General features: G+C 69.7%; 15 protein-coding genes. 3 read left to right on the plus strand and 12 right to left on the minus strand.

The window, feature by feature from the left end; all coding sequences use genetic code 11:
* Positions 1–33: 33 nt before the first annotated feature.
* From infB to rimP, 5 genes are all read right to left on the minus strand, one after another.
* A complete protein-coding gene (infB, locus tag ACW14X_RS05015) occupies positions 34–2,967 on the minus strand; it encodes a translation initiation factor IF-2 (RefSeq protein ID WP_160024424.1) in 2,934 nt (977 codons plus the stop codon).
* A 93-nt stretch (positions 2,968–3,060) separates the two neighbouring features.
* Entirely contained in the window at positions 3,061–3,423 is a 363-nt protein-coding gene (locus tag ACW14X_RS05020) for a YlxR family protein (protein WP_350844117.1), read from the minus strand.
* A gap of 94 nt (positions 3,424–3,517) precedes the next feature.
* A complete protein-coding gene (locus tag ACW14X_RS05025) occupies positions 3,518–4,351 on the minus strand; it encodes an alpha/beta fold hydrolase (protein WP_457164911.1) in 834 nt (277 codons plus the stop codon).
* A gap of 27 nt (positions 4,352–4,378) precedes the next feature.
* Positions 4,379–5,356: a transcription termination factor NusA gene (gene nusA, locus ACW14X_RS05030; RefSeq protein WP_160024427.1), complete on the minus strand. Its 978-nt coding sequence runs from the start codon at positions 5,354–5,356 to the stop codon at positions 4,379–4,381.
* A gap of 3 nt (positions 5,357–5,359) precedes the next feature.
* Positions 5,360–5,842 carry a ribosome maturation factor RimP gene (gene rimP, locus ACW14X_RS05035; RefSeq protein WP_457164912.1) on the minus strand — a complete coding sequence of 161 codons (483 nt, stop codon included), beginning with the start codon at positions 5,840–5,842 and terminating at the stop codon, positions 5,360–5,362.
* 167 nt (positions 5,843–6,009) lie between these two features.
* On the opposite strand from rimP, the gene ACW14X_RS05040 reads away from it, so the two are divergent.
* Complete coding sequence (locus ACW14X_RS05040; protein WP_160024429.1) at positions 6,010–6,447, plus strand: hypothetical protein; 438 nt, start codon at positions 6,010–6,012, stop codon at positions 6,445–6,447.
* Positions 6,444–6,875, plus strand: a complete 432-nt coding sequence (locus ACW14X_RS05045) for a DUF4439 domain-containing protein (protein WP_160024430.1) — start codon at positions 6,444–6,446, stop codon at positions 6,873–6,875. The genes ACW14X_RS05040 and ACW14X_RS05045 overlap by 4 nt, the downstream gene beginning before the upstream one ends.
* A gap of 215 nt (positions 6,876–7,090) precedes the next feature.
* On the opposite strand, the gene ACW14X_RS05050 is transcribed toward ACW14X_RS05045, so the two are convergent.
* The 3 genes from ACW14X_RS05050 to ACW14X_RS05060 all read right to left on the minus strand — a co-directional run bounded on the left by ACW14X_RS05050 (position 7,091) and on the right by ACW14X_RS05060 (position 10,964).
* On the minus strand, positions 7,091–7,795 hold the full coding sequence (locus ACW14X_RS05050) for an HAD family hydrolase (RefSeq protein WP_400468003.1): 705 nt from the start codon (positions 7,793–7,795) through the stop codon (positions 7,091–7,093).
* 46 nt (positions 7,796–7,841) lie between these two features.
* Entirely contained in the window at positions 7,842–9,086 is a 1,245-nt protein-coding gene (locus ACW14X_RS05055) for an acetyl-CoA hydrolase/transferase C-terminal domain-containing protein (protein ID WP_457164913.1), read from the minus strand.
* Positions 9,087–9,203: 117 nt separating this feature from the next.
* Positions 9,204–10,964, minus strand: a complete 1,761-nt coding sequence (locus tag ACW14X_RS05060) for a proline--tRNA ligase (RefSeq protein WP_457164914.1) — start codon at positions 10,962–10,964, stop codon at positions 9,204–9,206.
* 159 nt (positions 10,965–11,123) lie between these two features.
* Between ACW14X_RS05060 and ACW14X_RS05065 the strand changes: the two genes are divergently transcribed.
* Positions 11,124–12,062 (plus strand): hypothetical protein, encoded by a 939-nt coding sequence (locus ACW14X_RS05065; RefSeq protein ID WP_457164915.1) that lies wholly within the window; start codon positions 11,124–11,126, stop codon positions 12,060–12,062.
* 3 nt (positions 12,063–12,065) lie between these two features.
* Here the strand turns inward: ACW14X_RS05065 and ACW14X_RS05070 are convergent, their stop codons facing one another.
* The 4 genes from ACW14X_RS05070 to ACW14X_RS05085 form a co-directional block, all read right to left on the minus strand.
* Positions 12,066–12,911 (minus strand): GNAT family N-acetyltransferase, encoded by an 846-nt coding sequence (locus tag ACW14X_RS05070; protein WP_160024435.1) that lies wholly within the window; start codon positions 12,909–12,911, stop codon positions 12,066–12,068.
* Between the two features lie 56 nt (positions 12,912–12,967).
* Positions 12,968–13,627, minus strand: coding sequence for a hypothetical protein (locus ACW14X_RS05075; RefSeq protein WP_457164916.1), 660 nt, complete (start codon positions 13,625–13,627; stop codon positions 12,968–12,970).
* A gap of 116 nt (positions 13,628–13,743) precedes the next feature.
* A complete protein-coding gene (locus ACW14X_RS05080) occupies positions 13,744–14,523 on the minus strand; it encodes an SDR family oxidoreductase (protein ID WP_160024437.1) in 780 nt (259 codons plus the stop codon).
* A complete protein-coding gene (locus ACW14X_RS05085) occupies positions 14,507–16,510 on the minus strand; it encodes a hypothetical protein (protein ID WP_457164917.1) in 2,004 nt (667 codons plus the stop codon). Before ACW14X_RS05085 ends, ACW14X_RS05080 begins: the two co-directional genes overlap by 17 nt.
* Positions 16,511–16,645 lie beyond the last annotated feature (135 nt).

Consider the following 16,645-nt stretch of genomic DNA (forward strand, 5'->3'; position numbering starts at 1 on the left):
GACTGCGACCCGGCCAACGTCAGAGGCTCATCTTCAGCCTCGGGGAATCTCCACCATCTCGAAGGCTTCGATGATGTCGCCTTCCTTGATGTCCTGGAAGTTCTTCAGGACCAGACCGCACTCAAAGCCCTCGCGGACCTCGGAGGCGTCGTCCTTCTCGCGGCGCAGCGAGGCCAGGTCGAGGTTGTCGGCCGCCACGGCGCCGTCGCGCAGGACGCGAACCTTGGCGTTGCGGCGGATGAGGCCCTCGGTGACCATACAACCGGCGATGTTTCCGGCCTTCGACGAGCGGAAGATCGCACGGATCTCCGCCTTGCCGAGGACCTTCTCCTCGTACTCCGGCTTGAGCATGCCCTTGAGGGCCGCCTCGATCTCCTCGATCGCCTGGTAGATGACCGAGTAGTAGCGGATCTCGACACCCTCGCGATCGGCCAGCTCCGTCGCCTTGCCCTGCGGGCGGACGTTGAAGCCGATGATGATCGCGTCGGAGGCAGCAGCCAGGTCGACGTTGGTCTCGGTGATCGCACCGACACCGCGGTCGATGACCCGGATGGAGACCTCGTCGCCACCCACGTCGATCTTGGCCAGTGCGTCCTCGAGCGCCTCGACCGAACCGGACACGTCGCCCTTGAGGATGAGGTTGAGCTCCTGGCTCTCGCCCTTCTCCATGGAGGCCATGAAGTCCTCCAGCGTGCGGCGTACGCGGCGCTTGGCCTGCTGCGCGGCACGCTCGCGTGCCTCGCGCTTCTCGGCGATCTGGCGAGCCATGCGGTCGTCCTCGACGACCAGGAAGCTCTGACCGGCACCCGGCACCGCCGAGAGACCCAGGACCATCGCCGGACGCGACGGGGTCGCCTCGGTGATCTCGTGGCCGTACTCGTCGATCATCGCGCGGACACGGCCGTGGGCCGGGCCGGCGACGATGGACTCACCCACGCGCAGCGTGCCGCGCTGGACCAGGATGGTCGCGACGGGGCCGCGACCGCGGTCGAGGTGAGCCTCGATCACGATGCCCTGCGCGTCCTGGCTGGCGTTGGCCTGCAGGTCGAGCGAGGCGTCGGCGGTCAGCACGACGGCCTCGAGAAGGCCCTCGATGTTGATCCGCGACTTCGCCGAGATCTCGACGAACATCGTGTCGCCGCCGTACTCCTCGGGGATGAGGCCGTACTCGGTCAGCTGGCCACGGACCTTGGTCGGGTCCGCCTCCGGCTTGTCGATCTTGTTGATCGCGACCACGATCGGGACACCGGCCGCCTTGGCGTGGTTGAGCGCCTCGATGGTCTGCGGCATCACACCGTCATCGGCCGCGACCACGAGGATCGCGAGGTCCGAGGACTGCGAACCGCGGGCACGCATGGCGGTGAACGCCTCGTGACCCGGGGTGTCGATGAAGGTGATCTTGCGCTCGTTGCCGTCGACCTCGGTCGAGACCTGGTAGGCACCGATGTGCTGGGTGATGCCACCGGCCTCGCCCTCGATGACGTTGGCGTCACGGATGGCGTCGAGCAGCTTGGTCTTACCGTGGTCGACGTGACCCATGACGGTGACGACCGGCGGTCGGACCGTCCAGTCGGACTCGTCGCCCTCGTCGCCGAGCTCGATGTCGAAGGACTCCAGCAGCTCGCGGTCCTCGTCCTCGGGGGAGACGACCTGGACGATGTAGTTGAGCTCCTCACCGAGCAGCTCGAGGGTCTCGTCGTTGACGGACTCGGTCGCGGTGACCATCTCACCGAGGCCGAACAGCATCTGCACCAGCTGAGCCGGGTCGACGTTGATCTTCTCGGCGAAGTCGGTCAGCGAGGCACCACGGGCGAGACGCACGGTCTCGCCGTTGCCCTTGCGTACGCGGATGCCGCCGATGGTCGGGGCCTCCATGGCCTCGAACTCCTGGCGACGCGCCCGCTTCGACTTCCGGCCACGGCGCGAGGGACCACCCGGGCGACCGAAGGCACCCTGGGTCGTTCCGCGACCACCGGGACGACCGGCACCGGGGCGACCGCCACCGGGACCGCCGCCGAAGCCGCCGCCACCGGGACGACCGGCACCGCCGCCGCCACCGGGACGACCCGGAGCACCAGCACGACCACCGCCGCCACCGGGACGACCCGGAGCACCGGCACGGCCACCGGGACCGCCACCAGGACGGGCACCGAACGCGGCCGGGGACTTCGGCATCATCGCCGGGTTGGGACGCGGCATGCCGGGACGGCCACCTGCCTGGCCACCCTCACGGGCAGCAGCAGGACGCGGCGGACGCTGGTCGCCGCCGGCCGGGGCACCGCCCTGGCCACCTTGACCCTGGCCTCCACCCTGGCCGCCGGGACGCGGACGTCCCATGCCCTGGTTGGAGGAGAACGGGTTGTTGCCCGGGCGCGGAGCGCCGGGCTTGCCGACCGGACGCGGTCCGGGACGACCGGCACCGGCGCCGCCGGTGCCACCCGCGCCACCGCGAGCCGCAGGGGTCTGCGGACGAGCGCCGGGCTTCGGCGCACCAGGCCGGGGCGCACCCGGCTTGGGAGCGGCCGAGCGACGGTCGCCGGTCGGCGCGTTCGGGCTGGGCTTGGGAGCGGCCGGAGCAGCGGACGCCGCAGGGGCGACCGGCGGAGCCTCGGCCTTCTTGGCCGGGGGCTTCGGGCCGGGCTTGGGCGCAGCCGGCTTGGACGCCGCAGGCGCCTCGGCAGGCTTCTCGGGCGCCGTGTCCGCAGCCTTCTTGGGGGCCGCGGGCCTCGGAGCGGCCGGCTTGGGGCCGGGCTTGGGGGCGGCCTTCTCGTCCGAGGACGCGGAACCACCCTTGCCGCCGGCCTTCAGGCCGGGGCCGATCTCCTTGCGGAAACGCATCTCCGCGGGGAGCTCGACGGTCGAGCTCGCCGACTTGACGAACTCACCCATCTCCTTGAACTTCTCGAGAACGAACTTGCTCTCGACTCCGAACTCTTTGGCGAGTTCGTGGACTCGGGTCTTAGCCACGTTTCTCCTTCTGGCCACAGACCCGAGATCCGGGTGAAACTGTGACCACTAATGGTTGTAGAACACGCTCATCGCGAAGTACTCATCGAGTGCTCATGAGCTTTTGCTCCAGTTCCTGGTCAGTTGACCGTCGGCGACGGTCGTGGATGTCGGGCGCGTGTCGAGGTAGTCCTCCACCGGTGCGCTGGAAAGCCCGCCCGTGGGCCCCTTACCTTTTGGGAACAGGGCCCGGGTGAACGCCTTCCGGCGCACCGCGAGTTCGTAACACTCACGCGTGGGGTGCACATGCGCCCCACGCCCGGGTGCGGTGGCTGTCGGATCGGGCACCACGGCCGGCTGGCCGTTGCGGTCCGAGCCGGCGGTCACCCGCAACAACTCGCGCTTGGCGGCTCGCTTCCGGCAACCAACGCACGTACGGACAGGTCCGTTCTGCGTAGTTTCTTCGAGGCGTGCCACCGATCCTTAACACTACCGCTTCCGGGGTTCGGTAGACGAAACCGGGGCACAGGTCGTTCTTATTCCGTGACCCATCCTCACCCGATGGCGGCGATCACAAGATCGCGGCGATCTCCGGCCAGGCCCGCAGGCCGAGCTCGCGGTCGGCCGCCTCCGAACCACCCCACGCGAGCCGCTGGCTGAGCGGCAGCGCGGGCTCACCGGGCAGCACGACCCGGTGACCGGCATCGGGATGGGTCACCACGATCGTCTCCAGGTCGTGGGCCGTACGCCTCCGCCGGACCGCCTCGGCGGCGAGGACGGAGGGCCACAGCGCGTCGCCGCCCCCGGCGACCAGGACGACGTCACCGGCGATGCGCTCGACCGGGATCGTCGCGGCCGGCACCCGGTCGGCGTACTTCTCCAGGGCGGAGAGGTAGGCCTCGCAGTACGACGGAAGCTGCCCGTCCGCCTCCTTCACCGCCTCTTCGATCGCCTCGTCGTCGAACGGCACGAACGGCACCTGCTCACCGCGCAGCGTCCACGAGGACCGCTGCGGTCGCTCATCACTCAGCCCCGCCCAGGAGACGTACGTCGGGGAGACCCCGACCACGGCGTCGATCTCGGGGTGCAGGGTGCCCAGCAGGAGCGCGGCCTGGGCGCCCCAGGACGTCCCGAGCACGACCAGCCGCTGGTAGCGGGCGTGGAGGTCGGCGAGGACGCCGTCGAACGTCTCCAGCGGTATCAGCCGAGCCTCGCCCGGCTGTCCGGGACCACCGAAGTATCGGATCGACGCCGCAGCCACCCCGTGCGAGGCGAGCATCCGGCAACGGGCGGTCTCGATCCGTCCCGATGACCCCGAGAGCACGAGTACGCCGGTGGTGGCCCCGTCCGGTTCCAGCAGGACGCCCTCGGAGTCGGTCAGAGTGGTCTCACGCACGCTCGCCATGCCGCACAGGTTAGTGACCCGCGATGCTCAGGCGACCGGGGTCTCCTCGTCGGAGCGGATGTCGATGCGCCAACCGGTCAGGCGGGCGGCCAGGCGGGCGTTCTGCCCCTCCTTGCCGATGGCCAGGGAGAGCTGGTAGTCCGGCACCACGACACGGGCCGACTTGGTCGCCTCGTCGATGATCTGCACCGAGGAGACCCGGGCCGGGGAGAGCGCGGAGGCGACGAGCACCTTCGGGTCCTCGGACCAGTCGACGATGTCGATCTTCTCGCCCTGCAGCTCGGACATGACCTGGCGGACCCGCTGGCCCATCGGGCCGATGCAGGCGCCCTTGGCGTTGACGCCGGGGACGGTCGACTTGACCGCGATCTTGGTGCGGTGGCCGGCCTCGCGGGCGATCGCGGAGATCTCCACGGTGCCGTCGGCGATCTCGGGCACCTCGAAGGAGAAGAGCTTCTTGACCAGGTTGGGGTGGGAGCGGGAGAGGGTGATCTGCGGGCCACGCATGCCCTTGCGCACGCTGACCACGAGAGCCTTGATCCGGGTGCCGTGGCTGTAGTCCTCGCCCGGCACGCGCTCGGAGAGCGGGATGACGCCCTCGAGCCGGCCCAGGTCGACGAGCACGTCGTCGGGGTTGCGGCCCTGCTGGATGACGCCGGAGAGGATGTCGCCCTCCTTGCCGGAGAACTCGCCGAACTTCACGTCGTCCTCGGCGTCGCGCAGCCGCTGCAGCACGATCTGCTTGGCGGTGGTGGCGGCGATCCGGCCGAAGCCCTCGGGCGTGTCGTCGTACTCCCCGACGACGTTGCCCTCGTCGTCGACCTCGGCGGCCAGCACGCGTACGTGCCCGGTCTTGCGGTCCAGGTCGACCCGCGCCTTCGTCTGGGCGCCGGTGGTCTTGTGGTAGGCGGTCAGCAGTCCCTGCTCGATCGCCTCGACGAGCACATCGAGCGAGATCTCCCGCTCCCGCTCCAGCATCCGCAGGATGCTCATATCGATGTCCATGGCCTACTCCCCCTCGTCGATCCGCTTGAACTCGATCTGCACAAGCGCCTTCTTCACGTCCGCGTACGCCACGTCACGGCGCTTGCCGCTCACCTCGAGGCTCGCGCGCTCCTCGTCGGACTCCTTGACCCGTCCGGTGAACGCGGAGCCGTCGGCGGTGGTGACCTTGACCAGGCGACCCTTGTTGCGGCGCCAGTGGCGCGGCAGGGTCAGCGGCCGGTCGACCCCGGGAGAGGTCACCTCGAGCGTGTAGGGCTGCTCGCCCATGACGTCGGACTCGTCGAGGACCCGGTTGACCTCACGGGTTGCCTCGGTGACCTCCTCATGGGTGATCCCGCCGTCCTTGTCGACGGCGATCCGCAGGATCCGGCGCTTGCCGGCCGGCGTGATCTCCACGGCCTCGATGTCGAAGCCCAGGGCCTGAAGCGGGTCTGCGAGGGCCTTTTCGATGGCACTCGCGATCGCGTCCTTCCGGTCAGCACTCAACGCGATCTCCCCCTGCATCCTGTTGTCCGGTCCTGTTGTATGCGCCTCCGAGCACGCAGCACTTCTGGTCACACCATACCTGTACGCCTCGGGCGTCTCGAACAGCGCGCGGCTGTGTTGGAAAGCCGCTGACGCGACTCCCGCCGGGTGTGGTTAGGGTTCCTCACGTGACCAGCGCACGTGCCCTCCGGATGCTCTCGCGGCGCACCGCTGTGGGTGTCGCCGTGGTTGCCCCGCTGGCCGCCTCGGCGTGTTCGGCCTCGGAGATGCTGGATCCTGTCAAAGCCCCTCCACCGAGCACTCCCCCGGCCCCCGCCAACCCCGACCAGAGTGTGATCGACGCCACGGTCGCGAAGATCCTCGGCGCCGACGAGGGCGCCCCGTCCGAGTTCGTGCAGCTCCATCGGGTGCACATCGAGGCGCTGGCGCCGACCAAGGGCGTCACCGCGGCGCCGGCCAAGGGGCGCTGGCAGGAGCGCCAGGTCGCCCTGGTCACGACACTCACCGCCGCGGCCGGACGCGCGGCCGACCCGCAGCTGATCACACTGCTCGCCTCAGCCGCTGCCGGTCAGCAGCAGCTCCTGCACGGACGAGGTCTGGCATGACGACGGCGACATCGACCTCGACCGAAGCGATCCAGGCGGCGCTCGCGGTCGAGCACTCCGCGATCTACGTCCTGGGCGCCCTGGGCGGGCGCACCTCGGCGACGTCCTCGCCCGCTCTGGCGCGAGCGCTCACCGATGCGTACGACGACCACGTGAACGCCCGGGAGGCGCTGGCCGCGCACGTGGTGGCCGCCGGGATCGAGCCGGTCGCGCCCTCCGCCGTCTACGACCTGCCCGGCCGGATCGGCTCGGAGGCCGGCATCGGCGCCGCCGCGCTGCGGCTGGAGCAGGACACCACCGCGACCTATCTCTCATTGGCCCCGAAGGCGACCGGCACCGACCGGACGCTGCTCATCCAGCTGCTGTGCCGGGCGGCCGCGCGCCAGCTCGACCTGGGCGCGAAACCGCGGGCGTTTCCGGGGACCTGATCCTCAAAAGCCGAGATGGCCCGCGAACCGTCCGGCGCGGGAGACTCCCGAGATGTCTCCCGAGACCGGGCGGCTCGCGGGCCAGGTTTTGGCCTGGACACGAGGCCTGAGAAGTCGCCTGGGGCTGAACCTCTCTTGCAGAAGTATGCAATCCCCGCTCAGGATGGCCCAGACCCGCAAAAGCGCATTGCAAGAACTTGCAACTTTTCCCGGCCTCATTCCCAGGAGCGAACGATCTGGTGTATGTCGCTCAGTCGTTGCGCGACGGCGTCCGGCGAGCCCTCGCTGTGCCCCACCTGGCTGCTCGGGATGTTGCTGTGCGGGATGTGGATCGCCCGCAGACCGGCCTTCTGAGCACCGTACACATCGTCGAAGAGCCTGTCGCCCACGTAGACGCATCGAGACGGATCCGAGACCTTCACGGCCTCCATCGCCGCGTGGAAGGCCTCTTCGGCGGGCTTCGTCCAGGGAACCTCGGAGGTGTAGACGTCCCCGTCGAGCAGATCGAGCACCCCGTCGCGCTCGAAGAACCCGCGGTGCCACGCACGCGGCCAGATCGTGTTGGACAGCACCCCGACGCGTACGCCGTCGGCGCGGAGCGCCTCCCACAGCGGCCCGACCTCGGGGTCGGTCAGGGTGTGCGGCTCCCAGAACTCGTAGTAGGCGTCGAGCAGGTCCGGGTCGTGCTCGAGGCCGGCCTCGTCGAAGAGGTCGCCGATCGTCGAGCTCTGCTGGTGGTCGCGGCTGCGGGCCCAGATCGTCTCTCCCGCCTGGTGGAGCCTGGTCGCGTTGACCGGGTGGTCGTCGTCGCAGGCACCGCTCACCGCCTGCGCGAGCGCCAGCGACTCCGCGTGGAAGTCGATGTCGTGCCACTTCGTCAGCGTGCCGCCCCAGTCGAAGATCACCGCGTCGATCGCCATGGCCACGACCCTAGCGGTGCGACACCGGCCGACTCACAGTGATTTTTCAGCGGGACGGCTGCGCCGAGTCGACCAGATCGGTGAGCTCCGCGCGGAAGTCGGGATGGGCGCAGTGATCGATGATCCGCCGCGCTCGGGCGGCGGGAGAGATGCCGCGCAAGTCGGCCACACCCTGCTCGGTGATGATGACCTGCACGTCGTGCGCGGTGTGGTCGACGTGGCCGACGAACGGCACGATGCGCGAGACGGCGCCTCGCTCGGCGGTGGAGGGGGCGGCGAAGATGTTGAGGTGGGCGTTGCTCGCGAAGTCACCCGAGCCGCCGAGGGCGTTCACGTTGCCGTGGATGTCGGACTCGGCCATCGACTCGATCGCGACGAGGCCGAGCCGCCGGATGACCTCGGGGTGGTTCGATGTCTCCTGCGGGCGCAGCAGGACTCGGCCCTTGTAGTGATGGACGTCGTCGTTGAACCGGCGAGCTCCCGCCTCGGAGAGGCCGAAGGACGTGGCCGAGACCCCGATCAGCTTCCCGGAGTCGAGCAGGTCGAGGAGACCGTCCCGGACGGTGTCGGTGTAGGCCGTCAGGTGCTCGAGCTCGGCGTCCTGGAGCCCGGTGAGCACCGCGTCGGCGACGGGCCCAGCACCGGCGTGGAGCGGGAGCAGGCTGTGGTGCAGGCGGCCATGGCGTACCTCATGGAGGAGGAAGTCCACGACGAGCTCGGCTATCGCGCGGCTCTCCTCGTCGATCACGCGCGGCGGTGAGCCCCGGTCGGGGCGATCGGTCTCGACGACGGCGACGACCTTGGCCGGGTCGACGAGCAGGTAGGGGTCGCCGATCCTCTGCATCGGCGTCGTCAGCTGGATCGGCGCCCGCGCCGGCGGCAGCTGGGAGCCGCGATGGATGTCGTGGAAGCCTTCGAGCCCGCGCGGATGCCAGCTGTTGACCTCGAGGATCACGGCGTCGGCGACGTCGAGCCACGTCTGGTTGTTGCCGACGCTGCTCCCCGGGACGAGCAGCCCGTTGGGCAGGATCGCCGCCACCTCGACCACCGCGACGTCGAGAGCGCCGTAGAACCCGGAGGCCGCGTGCTGGGCGACCCGCGAGTGACGTACGTCGACACCCTCCGGCCACTCCCGGACCAGCCCCAGTGCCTCGGGCACGGCCTTCGGTCGCCCGATTCCGGCGAATCCCGAGAAGGCCACCGTCTTCCCCGGCCCGATCCCCGCAGCCGCCTCCGCGGCACTCGCCACCCGCAAGGCGAGCGTACGGTCAAGAATCCTGTCCCCCGTCATGGGATCGATCTTGCCTCACCCGCGCACCCCGAATCCGCAGTTGTGGTGGCCGAGAATGTAGTTGTGGGCGACGAAACTCGAGTTTCGTCGCCCACAGCTACAGATTCGGCGGGTGGTTCAGCCGCGGACGACCTCGGTGAGGTGGGCGACGGCGTCGGTGAGAGCGACCTCGGTCTTCTCGCCGCTCTTGCGGTCCTTGACCTCGACCTTGCCCTCGACGAGGCCCTTGCCGACGGTGACGATGGTCGGGACGCCGATGAGCTCGGCGTCCTTGAACTTCACGCCGGGCGAGACCTTGGGGCGGTCGTCGTAGAGCACGTCGATGCCGGCGGCCTCGAGCTCACCGGCCAGCTTCGCTGCAGCCTCGAAGACGGCGGCGTCCTTGCCGGTCGCGACCAGGTGGATGTCGTACGGAGCGACGTTGCGGGGCCAGGCGAGACCGATGTCGTCGAGCGTGCCCTCGGCGATGGCGGCCACGGCGCGGGTGACGCCGATGCCGTAGGAGCCCATGGTGACAGTGACGAGCTTGCCGTTCTCGTCGAGCACCTGGAGCCCCAGCGCGTCGGCGTACTTGCGGCCGAGCTGGAAGACGTGACCCATCTCGATGCCACGGGCCAGCGTCAGCGGGCCGGAGCCGTCGGGAGCCGGGTCGCCCTCGCGGACCTCGGCGGCCTCGATGGTGCCGTCGGGGGTGAAGTCGCGGCCGGCGACCAGGTCGATGACGTGCTTGCCCTCGACGTTGGCGCCGGTGACCCAGCGGGTGCCGGTGACGACGCGGGGGTCGACCAGGTAGCGGATCCCGGACTCGGACTTCTCGCCGAGCGCCTCGGGTCCGATGTAGCCCTTCACGAGCGAGGCGTGCTTCTTCAGCTCGACGTCGTCCATGGGCTCGACCTCGATCGGCTCCAGCTGGCCCTCGAGGCGCTTGATGTCGACGTCGCGGTCACCGGGCAGACCGATGGCGAGCGGCTCGACGGTGCCGTCGGGGTGACGCAGCGTCACCAGCACGTTCTTCAGCGTGTCGCCGGCCTCCCAGGGACGGTCCTCGCGCGGGTACGCCTCGTTGAGGTGGTCGACGAGCGTCTGGATCGTCGGGGTGTCGGGGGTGTCCTCGGCGTGAGCCGCGGGCACGCCCTCGTAGGAGAGCGGCTCGGGGGCCAGCGTCGTGACCGCCTCGACGTTGGCGGCGTAGCCGCCGGGCGAGCGTACGAAGGTGTCCTCGCCGGCCTCGGAGACGGCCAGGAACTCCTCGGAGGCCGAGCCGCCCATCGCGCCGGAGGTGGCCTTGACGATGACGTACTCGAACCCGAGGCGGTCGAAGACCTTGACGTACGCCGCGCGGTGGGCGTCGTAGGCCGCAGCCAGCCCCTCGTCGGTGTAGTCGAAGGAGTAGGAGTCCTTCATGATGAACTCGCGGCCGCGCAGCAGCCCCGCACGGGGACGCGCCTCGTCGCGGTACTTCGTCTGGATCTGGTAGATGGCCAGCGGCAGGTCCTTGTAGGAGCCGTAGAGGTCCTTGACCAGGAGCGTGAACATCTCCTCGTGCGTGGGACCGAGCAGGTAGTCGGCCTCCTTGCGGTCCTTGAGCCGGAAGATGCCGTCGCCGTACTCCGTCCAGCGGCCGGTCGCCTCGTAGGGCTCGCGCGGCAGCAGCGCCGGGAAGTGCACCTCCTGGGCACCGATCGCGGCCATCTCCTCACGGATGATCCCCTCGACCTTGCCGAGCACGCGCAGGCCCAACGGCAGCCACGAGTAGATCCCCGGAGCGGCGCGGCGGATGTAGCCGGCACGGACAAGCAGCTTGTGGCTCGCGACCTCGGCGTCGGCGGGATCCTCACGCAGGGTCCGCACGAACAGGGTCGACATACGGGCGATCATGCGGGCAAGCGTACGGCTGACCGGACCGCTGCCGCGAACCGGTAAAAGGTGTGTTGCAACCGGGGTGCGAGAGCAAGCGTCTGAAGGGGTATGAGAACTATCAGCCCACTGGCACTGGCCCTGGCCATCCTTGCTGCTCTCATGCTCCCGGTCTCACTGATGACACCGGCTTCTGCGGCGGCCCCGACCGTCGACGTACGTCCCCTTCCCCTGCCCGTCGGCGAGAGTCCGACGGTGCCGTATCTGCATCGTCCCTCGGCCGAGTCGGTGTCGGTGGTCGATCCGACCACCGGCATGAAGACGCCGGTCGCTCTCGTTGGCGACGACCTCGACGAGTTCAAGCTGCTGGGTCGGTCCGGGAACGGCTTCGTGCTGCGGGTCACCAACCGGGACATCGACCGGATCGTCCGCGTCCAACTCAACGTCTCGCAGAAGACCCTCGCCAACCTGCACTACTCGGCGAAGGCGCGGCTCTCGGCCGACGGCCGCTATCTGCTGCACACGTCCTACCCGAGCACCGGTGGCGTACGCGTCGTCGTGCGCGACGCCACGACCGCGGCCACGGTCGCCGGCCGCACGTTCAGGGCCGCGACCCGGCCCGAGCCGGTCGACGCGAGCGGCACGCGTGTGCTCGTGGGTGGCTTCAGTACCCCGCGCACGATGGTGTGGGACTGGAAGAGCGGGACCATCCGGACGATCGTCTCCAGGAGCGCCTACGCGGGCAGCTTCGCGTCCAACCGGCTGGCGACGTACACGAAGGACCCGTCGAACCTCGACGCCTGCTCGGTGGTCTCGACCGTCACCGCGCCCGCCACGACGCTCTGGCGCGGGTGCTTGGAGGCGGTCGCGTCGTTCTCACCCGACGGCGCCCGTTTCGCGACCAACGCGATCGAGCACGAGAACCACGCCGACGTGGTCCGCCGCCGCAGCCTCCGCGGCACGTTGCTGACCACCTATCGCAACCCCAATGGGCTGTGGATGTACGCCTGGGAGACCAACACCCGGATCCTGATGCGGTCCCACCCGAGCAGCGGCACGCCATGGCTCGTGCGCTGCGAGGCCACTGACTGTGAGCGAGCCTGGCGGGCGTACTCCTGAGGGTCAGAACATGATGGTGGAGAAGCGGGCCGTCTCGAGGAAGCCGGCCCGCTCGTAGGCGCGGCGCGCGGGGGCGTTCCACTCGTTGACGTAGAGCGAGACGCGTGGGGCGATCTCGCTGCGGACGATGTCGCAGACCGCGGCCATGCCGCGGGCAGCGAGGCCCTCGCCGCGGCGGTGCTCGGGCACCCAGACACCCTGGATCTGGGCGGCCTCGGGGGTCGCGCAGGCGACCTCCGCCTTGAACACGACCTCGCCGTCCTCGATCCGGGCGAAGGACCACCCGCGCGAGATCAGCTGCAGCACCCGGGCACGGTAGAGGTCGCGACCGCCGCCGGTCTCCGGCGAGATCCCGACCTCCTCGGTGTACATCGCCACGCACGCCGGATAGAGGGCGTCCATGTCCGCGCGGACGGTGCGGCGTACGAACGGGTCGGGCTCGACCAGGCTCTGCAGCTGCTGCTCGAGATGCGGCTGCTCCCAGCGCTGGTCACGCGGCGTGCCCCAGGACTCGCCGATCGATCCCCACAGCGCCCGCACCGCGGCCTGCCGCCCGACGATCGTCGAGACGGTGCGGACCCGGCTGCGGGCCCGCTCACCGAAGGCGTACGCATCCTCCTCGGTGGCCTGGATGGGGACGAGGTTGGCGCCGACGTGACAGGCCGCGACCAGGTCGCCGCCGTCCCATCGGCCCCAGATCTCACCGCCGAGCCAGCGCGGCTCGAGGTTGGTGGTGCGCGCCCGGTACTCCGCGAACACGTTGACCACCGGATCCTGCGCGGTCAGGTCGAGGAACGCGCTGAGATCACCCGCGTGCAGCGGGCGGATCCCCTGGCGCGTCGTCAGCATGTCTCCGAGCCTAGGGCCAATCCGGTTGTACGTCGCCCTGCGGCTCGCGGACCGGATCAGGCAAAGATGCGTTCGATCGTGTGCATTCGCTCGCGGATGGTCTTGAGACGTACGTCCTGGCCGGCCTCGCCGGTGTCTCCCCAGACCGCCCGGCCCACCATCACGCCGCGGGCGCCGAGCGCCTTGACCCGCGGCAGCCGCTCGCTGAAGTCGTCCCAGCCCATCCCGTCGGACCGCGCGACCCAGGAAGCCCTTCCGAGGTCGGCCCGCTCGATGTTCTCCAGACCCTCGTCGTTGACCTTGAGCTTGAGCACGACGCCGCCACACTGTGACCGCGTGGCGAGGGTGGCCAGATCCTCGAGGCAGCCCGGCGTCGTGCAGTACGGCTCGAGGAAGACCCGGTCATAGCCGGGGAGACGTTCCAGGATGTCGAGGGCCATCCGCGCGCACTCGGTCTGGTGGTCGTCGAACCCGACCTTCACCGCGTCCGTCGATCTCTGCGGGACGACGAGCTCATCGACGGTCTCGATGTCCGGGAGCCCGGCGCAGGCGAGCTCGCGGCGTACGTCGCCGTGGCCCTGCGTGGGACGCACGACGATGCCCCAGCCGGGGGTGTCGGCCACCAGATCGAGGATGTCGGGCCGGATGTCGGAGGAGTCCGGGGTGCGGAACAGCGCATCGTCCGCGTGATCGATGGCAAGCCAGAAATTGGTCAACGTTGTCGCCAGTCTGAAGAGGGAAACAGAGACGTGTGGAGGCGCTAGGCGAAGCCTAGACAGCCCGGCGGCGCATCAGTGGCATCTCGGGTTAATTGCAGATTGCGCGCCGCCGGTCAGTACTCGCCGCCGTCTGCGACGACACACTGTCCGTTGATGGCGCCGGCCATGTCGGAGGCGAGGAAGACGCAGACCTTCGCGACGGCGTCGGCGGTGACGAACCGGTGTCCGGGGATGCGCGCAGCCCGGTAGGCGATGTACTGGTCCACGGTCACCCCCTCCTTGCGGGCGTGCTTGACGAAGACCTGCCGCGACGACTCGCTCCACATCGGGCCGGGAGCGACGACGTTGGCCCGGACGATGCCCTCCTCCTCCTGCGCGATCGCCTGGGCGAGCCCGGTCAGCGCGTGCTTGGACACGCCGTAGGCGGCCCGTCGCGACGGCGTACGGATCCCGAAGACGGAGCTGACCAGGACGACCGCCCCCGACCTGGCCGCCCGAAGCTTCGGCAGCGCGAGCGAGGCCGTGCGCCACACCGAGGTCAGGTTGAGGTCGAGGGTGAGCTGCCACTCGGACCGGTCGATCTCGGCGACCGTGTCGGGACTGGGGTTGATGCCGGAGCAGTTGATGAGCCCCGACAGCGTCTCGAACCCGGCGAGCGTCTCGGCCAGGGCGTCCACGCCGTCGTCGGTGGTCAGGTCACCTTCCACCCGCGCGACCGCACCGGTCTCGTCGGCGAGGTAGGCCAGCTCGGTGGTGCGGCTGTAGGCGTGCAGGATCACCGGGGTGCCCTCCGCGCTGAGCCGGCGCGCGACCGCGCTGCCGAGGTCGCCGGTCGCGCCGAGGACGAGCACGGGAGCTCGCGGCGGGGTGCCTGACTCAGACGCTGTGCTCATGGCGCTCCTTGATCCGGTGGATCGCCGACCTCACCACGTCCTGATGGGCGGGCGGCAGACCAGTGAGACCCTCGAGATGGCTCACGCAAGTGATATCACCCATTTGCCCGAGCCGGTACGCGGTAATCGGAATCGCCGGGGCGAGGGTCGGATGATGCAGCCGATGGACCAGGGCGTCGGTGATGTCGGTGCCCCAGCCGAGCACGTCGCGCTCGCGGGCGACCGCGCCGGGGTCCTCCTCACGGTTCAGGATCTCGAGGTAGCCGTCGACCGGAACCCGGCCGCGCAGGATCAGCTGGAACATCGCCGCCTTCCGCAGGAACAGCGACCGGAACGCCTCCAGCACGAACTCCAGCTCGTCCCAGTAGCGCTCGGGCGCCTGGTCGAGGAGGTCGCCGTAGTCCTCGCGCTCCTCGGTCAGATAGAGGCAGATCAGCCGGTCCATCCAGGACAGGCTCTCGCGTACGCTCAGCCGGGCCACCGCGTCCAGGTCACCGGGCTGGAACCCGGCCTTGAGGAACGTCATCACCAGCGGCCCCATGTGCATGTCCGCGAAGCGGGCGCCGTCCAGGGCCATCCCGTGCCCGTCGCGCAGCCGGTCGCGGATGCCCTCGGCGACGAAGTACTGGTAGAAGGTCTCGTGGGCGAACTCCGCCGACTCCACCCCGTCCCTGGTCCTCCCGGTCACGCCAAAGACCTCGGAGTGGTCGAGCAGGTCGGCGATCCATTCGTACGTCAGGAAGTCCCGCTGCCGGGTGATGTCGAGGTCGCGCTGCAGGTTGGCGAAGAGCCACTCCGAGACGCGCGGGACCGGGATCAGGTCCTGCTCCTGCGAGGTCGGCTCGTCCATCCCGGTGAACAGGTCCCAGGCGATGTCGCGGTAGGTCTGGAACCGCACCCGACTGGGGATGCGTGAGCTCTTCCGGTCCCACGGCTGCCCGCAGACGTGCTTGAGATGGACGGTGTAGCCGTCCCACTGGGTCCGGGGCGCCGGAGCGCCCTCCTCGAGGGAGGCGTAGAGCTGCTTGAGGACCATCGGGGTCGCGGGGAAGAACCCGCCGCCGCGCTCCATCTCCGCGGCCAGGTTGCGCAGCCTGTCGTCACCGCCGCGCTCCTCGCCGAGGGCGCGCACCTCGACCGGCGAGATCGGCTCGACGCGTACGACCATCGCCGACTCGACCCCGAGATCCTCCAGCCGCGCCGGGCTGCGCAGCTGTTCGGCGAGCTCGTCGCGCTCGGTCTGCAGGTTGCGCTTGCTGATCACCACGAACCGTCCGCCGCGGCCGAAGGCGGAGCGCAGCTCGCTCAGGTCGGGGCGGGTGACACCGTGCTCCTCGGCGCTGGAGGAGATCAGGTCGAAGTCGTCGATCACGATCGGCGAGCGGTCCTCGTCGACCAGGGCGCCGTAGTCGACCGCGCCGTCGCGCAGGCTGATGTAGCGCACCTGCTCCTGCGAGGCGGTCCACTCCCGGGTCTCCACCGTCTTTCCCGAGCCGGAGGGGCCGGTGAGGAAGAAGAGGTTGGACTCGGTGTTGCCCAGCCAGCGGCCCAGCGCCTCGATGAGCGGGATCGTGGGCTGCTGCGTCGTCAGTCCGCTCAGCGCCGCCACCCGTGCCCGCGGGAAGGTCAGCCGGGAGCTGGTGGGAGGAACCGGGGCCGCCGGTGTGGCCGGGGCCAGCACGGGCCCGGGCACCACGGTGTCCTCTCCGCGCCAGGCGTACGCCTTCCACCACTTCGCCTGCCAGATGCCGGTGTTCTTCCGGATCCACTCGCCCCGATGGGCCGGGTCGAGGGTGCGGGGCACCGCGCCGCCGACCACGCGGATGAGCTCGTCGAGCGGCATCAGCTTCGAGCCGGACGTACGCCGGTAGAAGGTGCTCCGGGCCATCGCCACACCGGCGCCACCATCAGCTTTTCCGGTCACCTGCCGGACCCAGGCGCGCAATTCACCGTTGAACTGCTCTGGTGAGAGAGATTCGTCGGTCATTTCCCCTCACCGATTCGCCCGCGTTCGCGGTTGAGAGTATCTCGCAGGCGTCCCACTTCTGTCCCAGAAACGTCCCAACTCACCTGGGACTGTCTTCACATCGTCCCCACTCCCACCCGCCCTCTGGCGAGACGG

It is taken from the genome of Nocardioides sp. YJ-D4, from assembly GCF_054031495.1.

Bases quoted from the DNA above. Each gene is read 5' to 3' on its own strand.
- ACW14X_RS05065 (WP_457164915.1), top strand. From the start codon at position 11,124: ATGACACCGGCTTCTGCGGCGGCCCCGACCGTCGACGTACGTCCCCTT.
- ACW14X_RS05085 (WP_457164917.1), bottom strand. From the start codon at position 16,510: ATGACCGACGAATCTCTCTCACCAGAGCAGTTCAACGGTGAATTGCGC.
- ACW14X_RS05025 (WP_457164911.1), bottom strand. From the start codon at position 4,351: ATGGCGAGCGTGCGTGAGACCACTCTGACCGACTCCGAGGGCGTCCTG.
- ACW14X_RS05080 (WP_160024437.1), bottom strand. From the start codon at position 14,523: ATGAGCACAGCGTCTGAGTCAGGCACCCCGCCGCGAGCTCCCGTGCTC.
- ACW14X_RS05070 (WP_160024435.1), bottom strand. From the start codon at position 12,911: ATGCTGACGACGCGCCAGGGGATCCGCCCGCTGCACGCGGGTGATCTC.
- ACW14X_RS05045 (WP_160024430.1), top strand. From the start codon at position 6,444: ATGACGACGGCGACATCGACCTCGACCGAAGCGATCCAGGCGGCGCTC.
- ACW14X_RS05055 (WP_457164913.1), bottom strand. From the start codon at position 9,086: ATGACGGGGGACAGGATTCTTGACCGTACGCTCGCCTTGCGGGTGGCG.
- ACW14X_RS05050 (WP_400468003.1), bottom strand. From the start codon at position 7,795: ATGGCGATCGACGCGGTGATCTTCGACTGGGGCGGCACGCTGACGAAG.
- nusA (WP_160024427.1), bottom strand. From the start codon at position 5,356: ATGGACATCGATATGAGCATCCTGCGGATGCTGGAGCGGGAGCGGGAG.
- ACW14X_RS05060 (WP_457164914.1), bottom strand. From the start codon at position 10,964: ATGATCGCCCGTATGTCGACCCTGTTCGTGCGGACCCTGCGTGAGGAT.